The following is a 15,349-nucleotide window of genomic DNA, read 5'->3' as shown; positions in this document are numbered from 1 at the left end:
GTACCAATAAAAGAGTGTTCCCCCGCAGGTCGCGATTCAGACGCTCCAGTCGGGAAGTTCGCGCGCGACGAACTGACCGTGGCCGGGCTTGCCGACGACTTCGCCGTCCTTCGCGACGCACTCGCCGCGGACGAACGTCTGTTTGACCCGCCCGGTCACTTCGCGGCCCTCGTAGATGGAGAAGTCCGCCGCAGAGGCGTTGTCTTCGGCCGTGATGGTGTACGTCTCGTTCGGGTCGAACAGGACGATGTCTGCGTCGGTTCCGGGGTCGAGGGTTCCCTTCCGCGGCATGCCGAACGTCTCGGCGGGGTAGGTACTCATCACGCGGACGAGGAACGGGTAGGACAGGCCGCGGTTGTTCACCGCCTCGTCGTGGACGACCGGCAGACTGGCTTGCAGGCCGTTCGCGCCGAACGTGCTCTCCCACCAGTTATCGACGTTCTTCCCTTCGAGTTTGTAACCACAATGGTCGGTCGAGACCACGCCCAGCGTGCCCTTCGTCAGGTGTTCGAACATCGCCTCGTTGTCGTCGGGCTTGCGAATCGGCGGGGCAATCATCGCCTGGTTGCCGAGGTCGGCGTAGATCGAGTCGTCGAGGACGAGGTAGTGCGTACACGTCTCCCCGCGAACCAGCGACCCGTCGACCTGGAACTGTTCGATCACGTCCGCCGATTTCCGGCAGCTGGTGTGGATGCCGTAGTACTTCGCGCCCGCTTCGGTGGCCATTCGCACCGCGTCCTCTGCGGCCATCGCCTCGGCATAGTCGGGGCGGGACTGGGGATACCACGTCGGGTCGCCCTTGCCCTCTTCTTTGAACTGCGCGGTCAGTTCGTCGCAGACGTCTGGGTCTTCCGTGTGGAACACGCCAACCGCGTCGAGTTCGGCGATGCGCTTCAGGACGGAGTTCATGAACCCGTTGTCCAGACCGATTTCGTAGGCGGTGAACATCTTGAACGAGGTGACGCCAGCCTCCACCGCTTCTTCGAGTTCGTCGATGACGGCGGGGTCCTGGCGGGTGAGTGCCCCGTGGACGCTGTAATCGACGATTGCCTTCTTGCCTTTCTCCTGTTTCTCCGCGATACCCTCCATGAGGGTTCCCTCCTCCTCGTAGTTGCTCAACTCGCCGACCCACGCCTGCCACGCGAAGTCGATGTACGTGGTGACGCCGCCGAGGGCCGCCGCGCTGGTTCCTGTCTCGTACGTATCGACCGAGAAGTGGTCCTCGATGTGGACGTGCGGGTCGATGATGCCTGGCATGACGAGCAGGCCGGACGCATCGACGACCTCCGTCGCCTCGGGCATATTCTCGTCGCGGCCGACGGCGACGATTTCTCCGTTGTCGATGGCGATACTCGCGTCGAACACGTCGGTCGACGTGACGAGCGTCCCCCCGCTGATGACTGTGTCTACAGGCATATCTATGTCAACTCGTGACACTACAAAAAGGTTCTCAGAGGTGGCTGAATACCGTCAGGAATCGGGTGAATGGTAAACCGCTCAGTTTGCGACCTGTTCGAGCGCGGCGGCCACGCGAAGCGCCGTGGCGTCGTCGAACTGCGGCGCAACCGCCTGCGCACAGACGGGGCGGCCATCGACCGTTTCGACGGGCACGGAGACCGCCGGCGTGCCGGCGATGTTGAACGGCGCAGTGTTGCCGATGAGCGGCAGCAGGTCCGCTCGCGTCGTCGTCTCGCCGACGGCGGGAGGAAGCGTTCTGAGCGTGGGCATCACGAGCGCGTCCACGTCCGCGAAGGTGGCCGTGAGGCGCTCGCCGAAGTCGATACCCGCTCTGCGCGCCTTCGCGTATGCCCGACCGTTCGTCTTCGCGTCGAGAAAAGCCGGCGGGAGGATACGGCGGGCGACGTGGTCGCCGAGGCCACGCTCACGGGCCGCTTCGAAGGCAGCCCGCAGTTGCTCGCTGTACCCCGACCCGAATCCGCGGACGACGCCGTCGCCCGCGAGCAACCACGAGAACTCGGCGGAGCCGATATTCAGATAGGTCACTTCGAGGTTCAGGTCGAGAGAGACGGGTGTCGTCTCCACGCCGACCGCGTCGAGACGGCTCGCCACCTCGCGGACCGCGTCTGCCACCGCGTCGTCAGCCCGGTCGAATCCCGTATCCGGCAAGCCGACGGTGAGTCCCTCGAAATCCGCGACCGTGTCGCCAACGCCCTCAAGCGTGGCGCGGGCACAGGTGGGGTCTCGCGGGTCCGGCCCCGCCATCGCCTCCAGGGCGCGAGCGGCGGTGCGAACGTCCCGCGTGAGCGGGCCGATGGTATCGAGGGAGGGGGCGAAATCGACGAATCCGTAGCGCGGGACGAGGCGGTGTGAGGGTTTCGCGCCGACGACGCCACAGCACGCCGCCGGAATGCGGATGCTCCCGCCCGTGTCGCTGCCGAGGGCGACGTCGACCGTCCCCGCCGCGACCGCCGCGCCGCTTCCGGAGGACGACCCGCCCGCAACGTGGTCGGGCGCGGTTGGGTTCGTGACGTGGCCGAAGTCACTGAATTCGCCGGTCGGCCCCATCGCGAACGGTTCCATGTTCGTCTTGCCGACGAGGACGGCACCCGCGGCCAGCAACCGTTCGATGACGGTGGCGTCGAACGACGGAATGACCGAGTAGCTCGCAGAACCACAGGTCATCTCGAGGTCCGCCACCGCGATGTTGTCCTTGACGGCGACGGTGAGTCCCGCGAGCGGGCCATCCGGCGTTTCGAGTCGTGGTTCGTCGTAGACGGCGAGCATGGCGTTCTCGTCGTCTGCGCTACTGTGACCGCGGTCGGTCCCCGCCGGCGGTGCCCGGTCGTCCGCCAGGTCGGCTTCCGCGAGTGCGGCGGTCACGAGGTCCGCGAGAACCTCGTCTGCGAGGGCGAAATCGAATCGGGCCGCCTGCGTCCGCATCAGTTCGAGGTCCGTCTCGGTCATCCGCGCCTCCTGGCGCTCGCTGGTCGTCGCTTGCTCGCCATACCCATACCTCCGTGGGGGGTGTAATAAGTGCGCCGTCGGCGGCAGCGTCACGTGAAAACGACGCTCGACGGTCAGTTCACGGCGCGTGGGCTTCGATGCCCTCGACGATGATGTCCATGCCGACTGCCGCCTGTTCGTTCGTCATGACCAGTGGCGGGAGCAGGCGCAGAACGTTGCCGTGGCGACCCGCAGACCAGATGAGGACGCCGCGTTCGTAGCAGTACTGTTGGATGTCCTTGACCCGCTGTTTGAGCGGGTTGCCGTCCGCGTCACGGAACTCAGCGCCGATGAACAGGCCCTCGCTACGAATCTCAGCCAGTTCCGAATTCGCCGCGTCAGCGAGACGGCCGGTGATGTAGTCGCCGAGGTCGCGGGCGTGGGCGAGCAGGTCGTGTTCCTGGATGTACTCGATTGCCCGGACGCCACCGCGCATGGCGGGGACGTTTCCGCGGAAGGTGCCGACGTGGCCGCCGGGCCCCCACGTGTCGAACTTCTCGTGGTACATGACTGCGCCGAGCGGGAGGCCCGCGCCGCCGATACCCTTCGCCATCGTCATGGCGTCGGGAGTGACCCCCGACCACTCGGAGGCGAACCACTTGCCGGTGCGGCCGAACCCGGACTGGATTTCGTCGAAGATGAGCATGACGTCGTTGTCGTCCGCCAGGTCGCGCAGGCCGGGCAGGAACTCACGAGGTGGGACGACGACTCCGCCTTCGCCCTGTACCGGTTCGACCCAGATGCCCGCCGGATTCTCCTTGCCGCTGTAGGGGTCTTCGAGGATGGACTGAATGTGTGCGAGCGAGCGTTCACACGACTCCGCGTCGGTCGGGTACGGCGCGTGGACGACGCCGGGAAGGAGCGGTTCGTAGCCCGCCTTGTACTTCTTGCCAGCGGTCAGGCTGAGCGCACCGGCAGTCGTGCCGTGATACGACCCCTCGAAGCCGAGCATCCCGGTGCGACCCATGTTGTGTTTCGCGAGTTTGATTGAGCCCTCGATGGCGTCGCTGCCGCTTGGTCCGCCGAAGACGACCTTGTTGTGTCCCTTGAGGCCGCCGGGAGCGATTTCGTCGAGCGCCTCGATGAAGTCGAGACGGGCCTCGGTCGGGAAGTCGATGGTGTGGGTTATCTTCTCGGTCTGTTCCTGGACGGCTTCGAGGACGTACGGGTTCGAGTGCCCGACGTTGAGCACGCCGATGCCCGCGAAGAAGTCGAGGTAGACGTTTCCGTCCACGTCGCGAACAGTCGCGCCCTTCGCCGAATCGAGGGCGATGGGAACGCTGCGCGGGTAGGCGACCGCGTTGCTCTCGATGTTTCGCTGGCGCTCTACCAGTTGGTTCGACTTCGGTCCCGGGATGGGGGTTTCGACGTGCGGTGCGTCCGCGAAGTGGAGTTCGTCTATCGGCGGCCCTGCGGTCATTACGTATGCCTTACTGAGGGGACTAATATAGATTGCCACATGCACACACGGAGCTGTCATCCGTCGAACCAGTAGGCGGCGCACCTGTCACCGACCATGAAGCTCAGGTCCGAACCACAATGCGGAAGGATTAATTGGGATGTGGTGTGAGATACTGTCATGGTATCGGTTGACATCAACTGCGACATGGGCGAAAGCTACGGAAACTGGACGATGGGCAACGACGCGGGAGTGATGCCCCTCATTACGTCGGCCAACATCGCCGCGGACTACCACGCCGGTGACCCACACGTCATGCGCGAGACCATCAAACTGGCCGCAGAACACGACGTTGGCGTCGGCGTCCACCCCGGCCTGCCAGACCGGATGGGGTTCGGCCGCCGGACGATGGACGCCTCACCCGAGGAGGTGCGCGACTTCGTCATCCACCAGTTGGGCGGCATCATGGGCTTCGCCGCGTACTACGACGTGCCGGTCCAGCACGTAAAGCCTCACGGCGCGATGTACACGATGCTCTCACAGAGCGCGGACCACACACGCGCGGTGGTCGAAGGCCTCCTCGAAGTGGACCCGAGTCTCGTGTTCGTCGCCACGGACATGAACATCTACAACGTCGCCCAGGAGTACGACGCCCTCCGGTCGGTCTTCGAGGGCTTCATCGACATCGACTACCGACCCGACGGGACGCTCATCGTCGAACGACAGGTCGGCCCGCGCGACACCGACCTCATGGTCGAACGGTTCGTGAGCATCGCCACTGAGGGTGAACTCGAGACGCCATCCGGTGAGGTCATCGACATGCCGGCAGAAACGATTTGCATCCACGGCGACGGCGCGAACGCCGTCGAAATCCTCGAAGCGATTCACGCAGCAAAGGACGACTACGGCATCGAACTGGCGACGCTCGACGAAATCGTCTGAAATCCCAACTCTTTATTCGACGCCCTCGAAGTCGTCGTCTACGTATTTCGTGGTGTGCTCGCTGTCGAGGAACCGGTCGTCAGAGAGCACCGCGAGGTGGAACGGAATCGTGGTCGGAATTCCCTCGATTTTTGCCTCGTTGAGCGCCCGGCGCGCCCGGCGGATGAGTTCCTCACGGTTCTGGCCACTGACGACGATTTTCGCGAACATCGAGTCGTAGAACGGCGAGATGGAGTCGTCCTGGTCCACTCCGTCGTCCATTCGAACGCCCATCCCGCGCGGTGGAGCGTAGTTCGTGAGCGTGCCGGGGTGCGGACGGAACTCCTGGGTCGGGTCCTCGGCGTTGATGCGGAACTCCATCGCGGCCCCACGTGGGTCCACGTCTTCCTGAGCGAAGTCGAGTTCCTCGCCCGCAGCGATGCGCAGTTGCCACTGGACGATGTCGATGCCCGTCACCGCCTCCGTGATGGGGTGTTCGACCTGAACCCGCGTGTTCACTTCGAGGAAGTAGAACTCGCCGTCCTCGTACAGGAATTCGACGGTGCCGGCGTTCTGGTACCCGGCCTCTGCCATGCCCCGGCGGGCGGATTCACAGAGTTCCGCGCGCACCTCTGGCGTGAGCACGGGCGAAGGCGTCTCCTCGATGAGTTTCTGCTGGCGGCGCTGGACGCTGCAGTCGCGCTCGCCGAGATGGCGGACGTTGCCGTGGTGGTCCGCGATAATTTGGACCTCGATGTGGCGCGGGGCTTCCAGATACTTCTCGACGTACACCGTCGAGTTGTCGAAGTAGGCTTCGCCCTCGCGCTGGGCGTTTACCAGCGCGTCGTCTACCGATTCTTCGTCCTCGACGATGACGAGGCCGTGGCCGCCGCCGCCGCCGTCTGCCTTGATGGCGATGGGATAGCCGTGGTCTGCGGCGAAGTCGCGAATCTCGTCGCCATTCGTCACCGGGTCGGTCGTGCCGGGAACGATGGGGACGCCCGCTTCTTGCATCACTTTACGGGCTTTCGTCTTCTCGCCGAGTTGCTCCATGGAGTCTGGCCGCGGGCCAATCCACGTAAAGCCCTCTTCCTCGACACGTCGGGCGAAGCCTGCATTTTCCGCGAAGAATCCGTAGCCCGGATGGACGGCGTCGACGCCCGCTTCGTGGGCGACCTCGAAGATGGCATCCTGATTGAGATAACTCTTCGCCGCCGCGGAGGGGCCGATGTGGTAGGCCGCATCCGCGTGACGGACGTGTTTCGCATCCTCGTCCGTGTCGCTGTAGACGGCGACGGCTTCGACGCCGAGTTCTTTGCACGCCTGGATGACACGAACCGCTATCTCGCCCCGATTGACGACGAGTACACTGCTGAACATCTACTCATAGGTTAAAGGAGTCCCCCTTAAAATGTATGGGCAAATTATTCTCCAGCCACATGTTGCCCTCGTAACATACAGCAACTATACATAAGTGTGGTGTGAACGTTGCTCACATCGAGATGGTTGCGAATAGCATCACACCGAAATCTCTTCCAGAACCGCGATACGAACATGGCGGTGACGACTACATCTTCGTCGAGTTAGACGAAGAGATGAGTTTCGACGCCAACTTCCAGGCGATGGCGATTACCCAGGAGCTTCGCGAGTCCGACCTCCCGGGAATCATCGAAATCTGCCCGGCCAACGCGTCGTACATGATTCACTTCGACCCGGAAATAATCGCGCCGGACGACCTGGTCGCGAAATTAAAGGAGACCGCCGCGGACATCGACCTCTCCGACTATCAGTGGGAGACACGAATCGTCGATTTTCCCGTCCTCTATCAGGACGAGTGGACTCACGAGACGCTCATGCGGTTCCGTGACAACCACCAGGAGAAGGATTCGACGGACATCGAGTACTCCGCCAAAATCAACGGGTACGACTCGGTCCAGGATTTCATCGACGCCCACACGGGCGCACCCCACATGGTGACGATGGTCGGGTTCGTTCCCGGCCTGCCGTGGTGTTTCCAGATGGTCCCCCGTGACGAGCAAATCGAAGTGCCAAAGTACGTCTCACCGCGCACCGACACCCCCTCGCGGGCGGTCGGATTCGGTGGGGCATTTACCGCCATCTATCCCGTACAGGGAGCCGGTGGCTACCAGTTGTTCGGCCGCACGCCGGTCGAGGTGCTCGACGTGGACCAGCGACTCGCCGACTTCGAGGAATCGATGGTGTTCCCGACGCCGGGTGACATCCTGAAGTTCCGCCAGATTGACCGCGACGAGTACGACGAGATTCGTGAACAGGTAGAAGACGGAACATTCCGCTTCAAGACTGAACCGGTCGAATTCTCACCGGAGGAGTTCTTCAACGACCCAGCGGGTTACAACGAGGACCTCCTGGAGGTGTTGTACGAATGATAGAAGTGTTAGACGGCGGGCTCTCGACCACCGTACAGGACGACGGTCGGTACGGCCAGTACCACATTGGCGTGCCGCCATCAGGCGCGATGGACCAGTTCGCCCACAGCGTCGCGAACTACCTCGTCGGCAACGACGAAGAACACGCTACCCTCGAAATGACGTACAAGGGCTGTGAACTGCGCTTCGAAGAGGACACCGTCATCGCGTTGACGGGGGCTGAGATGGCCGGCACGCTCGGTGGCGAACCGCTCCCGATGTGGGAAGCCGTCGCTGTCGAAGCGGGCGACGAACTGGAACTCCAGTTCGCTGTCTCGGGTGCGCGAAGCTACCTCGCCGTCGCTGGCGGTGTCGACGTCGAACCGGTGATGGGCAGTCGCTCGACGTACGCGCTCATCGGCATCGGCGGCCACGAGGGTCGAACGCTCGAAGCGGGCGACACACTCGCTGTCGGGGAACCCGCCTCGAACGCCACAGACTACGTCGGTACGCGGGTACCAGACGATCACATCCCGACCTACGACGACGACGATGCGACCATCCGAATCGTCATCGGGCTCTGTGACTACCGGCTCACCGACGAGAGCAAAGAACGACTCACCGCAGAGAAGTGGAAGGTAGCCGCGGACGCAGACCGCGTCGGCTACCGCCTCACCGGGCCGGAACTCGATTTCGTCCCGCGCGAACAACCGTTCGGTGCCGGGACCGACCCGACGAACGTGGTCGACCTCGGCTATCCGGTCGGGTCGATTCAGATTCCACAGCAACCCATCGTCGTGATGCGTGATGCCGTCACAGGCGGCGGGTATGCGACGGTCGCGACCGTCATCAGCGCCGACCGCGGGAAACTCTCCCAGCGCCGGACCCACCAGGCGGTCTACTTCGAGGACGTCTCCGTAGACGAGGCGCTCGCTGCTCGTAAAGAACAGCACGCGCTGCTCGACGAAATCAAAGCGGCGGTGACCCCCTCGTAGGGGACGCCCTCGAACGCGACTGGACTGCCTGCAAAACAATTATCCCCTCAACCGACAAGATACACAGCGAATATGAAAGAAACCATCAGTGCTCCGATGCCAGGCGTATTCTACCGACGATCAGACCCCGACGACCCACCGCTCGTAGAGGAAGGTGACACCGTCAGCGCAGGCGACGTCGTCTGCCTTGTCGGCGTCATGAAGAATTTCTACGAAGTGACCGCCGAAAGCGACGGCACGGTGTCGAAGATTCTCGTAGAGAACGAGACGGAAATCGAAGCGGGCGACCCGCTCATTGAAATCGACGTCGCCTAATCTAGACGACCCGTTTTTTCTCACAGCAGACCAGCACGCTCCCGACGAGTAGCTACACGTGTAGTCACATCGGCCCCGCGTGGTGCGAATTAGCCAATCCGTCCGAGACGGAAGAGATAGGCAAACAGTCCAAACAGTCCAAACCATTTTGTACGTAAACCACGACAGCAGCAGTCAGGCACGTCAGACAGGTTTTTGTCATAGACCGTTTTTTGATATGCTAACGTGTGGCGGATGGGCGACCATCGACCGTAATACACGTTATCAATAAGAACTTCTCGATAACGCGCTTTTTTAGCAGTGTTTATCCGTAATTTACAACGTTTAATTTAATTTTTATCGATTTTTTAATATCGGTTTCAATCGAATATCGTGATACTATATAATTTTAAGTAATTTTTTCGATTGTTTAGAATAAGTAACGTTTTTTAATGACTTTTTGTGGGCAGAATCAGTAGCCATCATCAAGGCCGTAGAACTGGCGGTCCGTGAAATGGGCGGGCGACATCCCATAACAAAAGTACCGGTGTTATGCATTTGCTGACCGGCAGCGGAGATGCCGCCAGCTACGCCTCATAGAAGCATCCCGCTCTGCACTGAAACACTAATTGCCTTCAGTGAGTTTCCACAGAGCATATAAAGGTCCGGAAAAGATGGATTACGGGAAGAGAGGTACTGCGGACAGCAATGCGTCCCGAGATTCTTCACAGCAGAGTCGTGGCGATCGATAGGTGGAGTTCGAATATTCCGAACTATTATTAACGACCCCGAGAGAGGTGGTGCCATGACCAGTCGGAAGGTGACGACGACCGAACGTTCGCTCGCCCTCTTGCAGGAGATAAAACAGCGGGATGGAGCGACGTTGACCGAATTGACCGCGACCGCACCATTGGCGCGAAGCACGGTCCACAAGCACCTCTGGACGCTTCTGGACGCCGGGTACCTCGCAAAGGAAGGAGAGCGGTACGTTCTCGGACTGAAATTTCTCAATTACGGCGAGTACGCCCGTTCGCGGAAACTCGGCTACAACCTCGCACGCGAGACAATCAGGAAGCTAGCCGACGAGACGAACGAGGAAGTGGATTTCATCGTCGAGAACGACGGTCGCGGCATCGTCGTCCACGAATCGTATCACCCCCAGAGCCAGTACCAGTCCCACGGGAACACCGAATCTCGCCACGAGTACACGGGAACCTACTACTACCTCCACAGCATCGCCGCAGGCAAGGCGATTCTCGCGGAATTGCCCGACGAACGAGTTGCCGAAATCGTCGAGCAGTGGGGGCTGCCCGCCCGGACCGATCACACGATTACCGACGTGGACGTGCTCATGGCACAATTGGAGGAAGTCCGTGACCGTGGTGTGGCGCTCACCGACGAGGAGTTCGAGGACGGCATGCGAGCAGTGGGACGGCGGGTCACGTATCCCGACGGCTCGCTCCTCGGGTCGATTTCGATTACTGTTCCGAAGTACCGGATGACCGACGACGTGTTCTACGAACAGGTCCCTGACCTCCTCCGCGAGACTGTCGGTTCCCTCGAAGCCGAGATTCGGGAGGAGATGTGTCCCACTTAATAGTTCGAATAAATCGAACTGACAGCCCCGGCGAGCGAGCGACCGACGGCATCAAACGTTTTGTATCCGGGTCGCAACTCCGTGAGTGATGTCCACGTACGAGCATCTCGACTACCGCGAAGAACGTCGAACCGCCGTCATCACGTTCGACCGTGCGAGCAAGATGAACACGCTACACGGGCCAGCGATAGACGAACTCGACGCGGCGCTGGAACGAGCCGAGTCCAACGAGGATTTGCGGGCCGTGGTTCTCACGGGAAACGAGCGAGCCTTCTCCGCCGGCTACGACATCAACGACGATTCGCTGAACGAACGTGACCTGTCAGTCGCCGATTGGCTGGAACTCATGGAGTCGTACACGCACATCCGAACGATTTACGAACTCGACCTGCCAGTCATCGCCGCCGTTGACGGCTACGCGCTGGCCGGCGGGTGTAACACGGCCCTCGTCTCTGACCTGACCATCGCCACCGACCGGGCAAAGCTCGGTTATCCCGATGTGCGGATGGGAGGCCTCCCGGGCACGTTCGTCCACCCCTTCGTGATGGGGTCGCTCAAGCACGCGCGGGAGTTGTTCTATTCAGGGAAGATGGTCTCTGGACAGGAGGCAGAACGCTTCGGGATGGTTAATCGAAGTGTCCCTCAAGAGGAGCTCATGGACGAGGTGTGGGAGGAGATAAAAGCGATTCGGAAGACGCCGAAACCAGTCGTTCAGATTACGAAACACATGCTGAACGACGTGATGGAAGCCCAGGGATACAGACCGGGAAACAAACACGTAGAACATCTGGCGAGTCTCACGTCGCTTTCAGAATACGGCCAGCAATACTACCAGATTCGCGACGAGGAGGGCTTCGAGGCGGCGCTCGACTGGATGCACGAGGAGAACAAACCGTAAGGAACGATGGGGAGCGAAGATTTATACGACCGAATCGAACATTGGTAAACAGACTCCCGACGTGTGGGAGCAATCAACACACGAGAGAACCATGACAGCAGCCAATAGCACGGTTCGCGAACGACCCGCGGACCTCTCGCGAATGCTCGACCCCGACAGCGTCGCCGTGGTGGGCGCATCGAACGAACCCGGAAAGCGCGGTTATCAAACAATCCTCGACCTCGAGGACGCTGGCTTCGACGGCGAAATCTACCCGGTGAATCCAAAGTACGACGAAATCCGCGGCCGCGAGGTGTACGAGTCGGTCGCGTCGCTTCCGGCCGCGGTGGACCTCGCGTTCATCGCAACCCCCGCCTCGACCATCCCGTCTATCGTGGCGGATTGTGGGCGCGCGGACGTGGCGGGAGCGGTCATCATCGCCGCCGGATTCAGCGAAGTCGGCGAGCAAGACCTCGAAACCCGCGTGCTCGAAACCGCCCGAGAGCACGGCGTCAGAATCATCGGGCCGAACATCCAGGGCATCGCGAATCTACACTCGGGGCTGAATCTCCTCGGTGGCTACGACCTCCCTGCGGGCAATCTGGCGTTGCTCTCCCAGAGTGGGAACGTCGGCCTCGAATTCGGGTCCCACGCAAACGTGCTCGGCGACGTGGGGTTCAGCCTCAGCATCGGCATCGGCAATGAAACCGACCTCCGGTTCGACGAGTACCTCCCGTACCTCGACGACCACGATCAGACGGACGCAATCGTCCTCTACGTCGACGGGATGGAAGACGGCCGACAGTTCCTGCGAGCGGCCAGAGAGACGGTGACGGAGACCCCAATCGTCGTCGTGAAAGGTGGCGTGACGGATGCCGGTCAGCGGTCTGCGGCCTCCCACACCGGTTCGCTTGCGGGCGAGGGGGCCGTCGTCGATGCGGCGTATCGGCAGGCGGGTGTGGTGCGGGCAGAGCGGTCAGACGAGGCAATCGCGATCGCGAACGCACTCGCAAATCTCCCGCCCGCCGCAGGCGAAAACGTCGCCATCCTCACCGACGGCGGTGGGAACGCGACGCTCGGGGCAGACGCACTCATCAACCGCGGACTCTCGGTGCCCAAACTCACGGACGAAACCCAAGCTCGACTCCGCGAGCTCGTCCCAGACGCCCCGAACCTCTCGAATCCGGTGGATATGATGGGACTGCAGGGTGACGGTGACCTCTCTATCTTCTACGAATTCGCGAAGATTCTCGTCGAAGACCCGAACGTCGACGCGCTCCTGCTCGCCGGCGCATTCGGCGCGTACGAGACCTACGGACCGGGTGACAGCGAAACAGACCAGGAGCCGGCCGTCGCCCGTGATATCGCCTCGCTTACGGAGACCACCAGCGTACCCATCGTCGCCCAGTGCATTTACGGCGGCGAAGGGTCGCCCGCGCTGTCGGCGTTCGAATCGGCCGGCATCCCGACCTTCGGTTCGATAGACACCGCCGTCACGGCTCTCGAAAAGGTCGTCCAGTACGGCAGGCATCTCGACGAAAGCGCACGGAAGTCGGACTTCACCTTCGACTCAGGAGCCACCGAACGACCGGACGAATGTGACGGCGGTGCGACCACGACGCTCTCTGAGTACCGGTCGCGGAAACTGCTCACGGAGGCGGGTATCGAAGGCGCACCCTACTCGCTCGCCGCGTCGAAAGCCGAGGCCGTGGCCGCGGCTGAAACGTTCGACGGGCCCGTAGCGATGAAAGTTGCCTCACCGGATATCGTCCACAAAACGGAGGCGAACGCGGTCAGTCTCGACGTGACCGGCGACGCAGCAGTCGGGGAGGCGTACACCGACCTCGTCGAGAACGCGAGGGCCTACGACCCAGACGCGGAACTCGAGGGTGTGCTCCTTACGCCGATGCTCGACGAGGGCACGGAATTCATCGTCGGCGTCGTCAGAGACCCCGAGGTCGGACCTGTCGTCATGTTCGGCGTCGGTGGTGTGTTCGTCGAAGTGCTGAACGACGTGGCGTTTCGCGCACTTCCGCTCACCGAGTTCGACGCCCGACAACTGCTCGACGACATCGACGCGCAGTCGTTCCTCGACGGCGTCCGCGGCGGCACGGGCGTGGACCGAACTGCACTGGTCGACCTGCTTCTGGACGTCTCTGACCTCATCGAGTCACACCCCGACATCACGGAGCTCGACCTGAATCCCGTGTTTGCATACGAGGATGGCGCAGCAATCGTCGACGCGAGCGTTCGGCTCGCAGACCGGGGCTGACCGTGATTCCGACGTACATCGTCTACGCGCTGATTACGATGGTTTCGTGGGGAGTGTGGGCGATTCTCGCTGGGCAAGCACTCGATTACGCGAAGGCCGGTCCGGTGGTGATGCTCACTTATCTCACCGGTTTGCTCATCATCGTCGCCGTCCGGCACGAAACGGCCACGGCTATCAACTCACACTGGGGGGTCCTCCTCGCAGTGGGCGCGGGAATCGCGATGTCCGTCGGAACGCTCACCTTCTATCGGTCGCTGTCCGCCGGCGGCGGAAGCGTCGCGACGGCAATCGCCGGCCTCTACTTCCTCGTCACGACGGTCCACGAGATGGTCGTGCTCGGGACGCCGCCGAAACCGACGAAAGTCGTGGGAATCGCCCTCGCTGGTGCGGCAATCGTGTTTCTCGTCCAGTAACGACCGCACGGGGACAATCTTTATTTGCGTCATCCACCCATGACAAGCTATGGCACGTTGGAACGACAGCGCAACAATCGAGCTGAGCGGAGCGGGTGGCGAAATGAACGCCCTTCCTGCGGCGGCGTTCACCGACGAATCGGTTTTCGAAGACGAGATGGCATCCATCTTCTACGAAAGTTGGCAGTACGTCGGCAGTGTGAACGCACTGAACGAACCGGGGGATTACTTCACGAGCGATGTCGCAGGGCGCTCGGTCTTCGTCATTCAAGATGACGAGGGCGAGGTGCGTGCGTTCGACAACGTCTGTTCCCATCGCGGCAGCAAGCTCCTCTCTGGGTGTGGAAATGCGACCAGAATCCAGTGTCCGTACCACTCCTGGACGTTCGAGAAAGACGGCACGCTCTGTAGCACGCCCGCCCAGTTTGCAAACGCCGTCCGCAATCCCGAACTCGAAGACGAGGACGTCTCAGGCTTCGACGCCGAGTCGAACAGCCTCCACGAGATACACGCCGCGTGTCTCGGGCCGTTCGTGTTCGTCAACCTCGCCGACGACCCGACGCCGTTTTCGGATGTCGTCGGCGACATCCCAACAGAACTCGCGGGGTACGGACTCGGCGACCAGAAGGTAGCCAAACATCGGGAGAAGGACCTCGCGTGCAACTGGAAAGTGATGGTGAGCAATTACCTGGAGTGTGACCACTGCCACGCGAACCATCCGGACTTCGTCCGGTCGGTCGATATGCAGGCGTACGATATCGAACTCGACGAGTACTACTCGACCCAGCGCGCGCCAGTCCTCGACGGCGGCGAAGAAGTCGGAGAGACGTGCTTCTACTTCATCTGGCCGAACACGACGATAAACATCTACGAGGCGGGGAAGGGATGTGCCGTGTACCGTATTTCTCCGCGCGACCACGAGCAGACGGTTCTCAGAGCCGACTACTACTTCGAAGACGAGGAGATTACGCCAGAGCGCGAGGAGATAATCGAGACCAGTTTCCAGTTGCAAGCAGAGGATTTCGAACTCGTCGAACGCCAGCACGAGGGGCTTGCCTCGGGAGCACTCGCACAGGGCCGACTGGGCCCGAACGAACACGCCGTCCACCACTTCCACCGACTCGTCCAGCGCCACCTCTCAGAGTGAGTTCGACGTTCGTCGAGACACAGTTTTATTAGCGACGAGTGTGACGCGGTAATCGTTACGCTGGAGCACACCGACCAGCGTGG

Annotated in this window: 13 protein-coding genes; 9 read left to right on the top strand and 4 right to left on the bottom strand. The window is 61.7% G+C overall.

Annotated elements, in window-relative coordinates:
* Window positions 1–36 precede the first annotated feature (36 nt).
* The 3 genes from P0648_RS19390 to P0648_RS19380 form a co-directional block, all read right to left on the bottom strand.
* The gene (locus P0648_RS19390) at window positions 37–1,416 is read right to left on the bottom strand and encodes a dihydroorotase family protein (RefSeq protein WP_276248834.1); all 1,380 of its coding nucleotides are present in this window, start codon (window positions 1,414–1,416) and stop codon (window positions 37–39) included.
* An 81-nt stretch (window positions 1,417–1,497) separates the two neighbouring features.
* Window positions 1,498–2,925 (bottom strand): amidase, encoded by a 1,428-nt coding sequence (locus tag P0648_RS19385; protein ID WP_277506111.1) that lies wholly within the window; start codon window positions 2,923–2,925, stop codon window positions 1,498–1,500.
* Window positions 2,926–3,043: 118 nt separating this feature from the next.
* On the bottom strand, window positions 3,044–4,384 hold the full coding sequence (locus tag P0648_RS19380) for an aspartate aminotransferase family protein (RefSeq protein ID WP_276248832.1): 1,341 nt from the start codon (window positions 4,382–4,384) through the stop codon (window positions 3,044–3,046).
* Window positions 4,385–4,543: 159 nt separating this feature from the next.
* On the opposite strand from P0648_RS19380, the gene P0648_RS19375 reads away from it, so the two are divergent.
* Window positions 4,544–5,305 (top strand): LamB/YcsF family protein, encoded by a 762-nt coding sequence (locus tag P0648_RS19375; RefSeq protein WP_276248831.1) that lies wholly within the window; start codon window positions 4,544–4,546, stop codon window positions 5,303–5,305.
* Between the two features lie 12 nt (window positions 5,306–5,317).
* Here the strand turns inward: P0648_RS19375 and P0648_RS19370 are convergent, their stop codons facing one another.
* Window positions 5,318–6,664: an acetyl/propionyl/methylcrotonyl-CoA carboxylase subunit alpha gene (locus P0648_RS19370; protein ID WP_276248830.1), complete on the bottom strand. Its 1,347-nt coding sequence runs from the start codon at window positions 6,662–6,664 to the stop codon at window positions 5,318–5,320.
* Between the two features lie 122 nt (window positions 6,665–6,786).
* Between P0648_RS19370 and P0648_RS19365 the strand changes: the two genes are divergently transcribed.
* The 8 genes from P0648_RS19365 (at window position 6,787) to P0648_RS19330 (ending at window position 15,266) form a co-directional block, all read left to right on the top strand.
* Window positions 6,787–7,692 carry an allophanate hydrolase subunit 1 gene (locus P0648_RS19365; protein WP_276248829.1) on the top strand — a complete coding sequence of 302 codons (906 nt, stop codon included), beginning with the start codon at window positions 6,787–6,789 and terminating at the stop codon, window positions 7,690–7,692.
* Entirely contained in the window at window positions 7,689–8,666 is a 978-nt protein-coding gene (locus P0648_RS19360; protein WP_276275007.1) for a biotin-dependent carboxyltransferase family protein, read from the top strand. The genes P0648_RS19365 and P0648_RS19360 overlap by 4 nt, the downstream gene beginning before the upstream one ends.
* A gap of 72 nt (window positions 8,667–8,738) precedes the next feature.
* Entirely contained in the window at window positions 8,739–8,981 is a 243-nt protein-coding gene (locus tag P0648_RS19355) for an acetyl-CoA carboxylase (protein WP_276248827.1), read from the top strand.
* Between the two features lie 784 nt (window positions 8,982–9,765).
* Window positions 9,766–10,557 (top strand): IclR family transcriptional regulator, encoded by a 792-nt coding sequence (locus tag P0648_RS19350; RefSeq protein WP_276248826.1) that lies wholly within the window; start codon window positions 9,766–9,768, stop codon window positions 10,555–10,557.
* 88 nt (window positions 10,558–10,645) lie between these two features.
* Entirely contained in the window at window positions 10,646–11,455 is an 810-nt protein-coding gene (locus P0648_RS19345) for an enoyl-CoA hydratase/isomerase family protein (protein WP_276248825.1), read from the top strand.
* A gap of 91 nt (window positions 11,456–11,546) precedes the next feature.
* Window positions 11,547–13,706: an acetate--CoA ligase family protein gene (locus tag P0648_RS19340; RefSeq protein ID WP_276248824.1), complete on the top strand. Its 2,160-nt coding sequence runs from the start codon at window positions 11,547–11,549 to the stop codon at window positions 13,704–13,706.
* A gap of 2 nt (window positions 13,707–13,708) precedes the next feature.
* Window positions 13,709–14,119 (top strand): EamA family transporter, encoded by a 411-nt coding sequence (locus tag P0648_RS19335; protein ID WP_276248823.1) that lies wholly within the window; start codon window positions 13,709–13,711, stop codon window positions 14,117–14,119.
* Between the two features lie 49 nt (window positions 14,120–14,168).
* Window positions 14,169–15,266, top strand: coding sequence for an aromatic ring-hydroxylating dioxygenase subunit alpha (locus tag P0648_RS19330; protein WP_276248822.1), 1,098 nt, complete (start codon window positions 14,169–14,171; stop codon window positions 15,264–15,266).
* The last annotated feature ends 83 nt before the right edge of the window (window positions 15,267–15,349 follow it).

It is taken from the genome of Haladaptatus sp. DYSN1 (assembly GCF_029489995.1).
Taxonomy (GTDB): Archaea; Halobacteriota; Halobacteria; order Halobacteriales; family Halococcaceae; genus QDMS2.
This window is presented reverse-complemented; position numbering and strand designations above follow the sequence as displayed.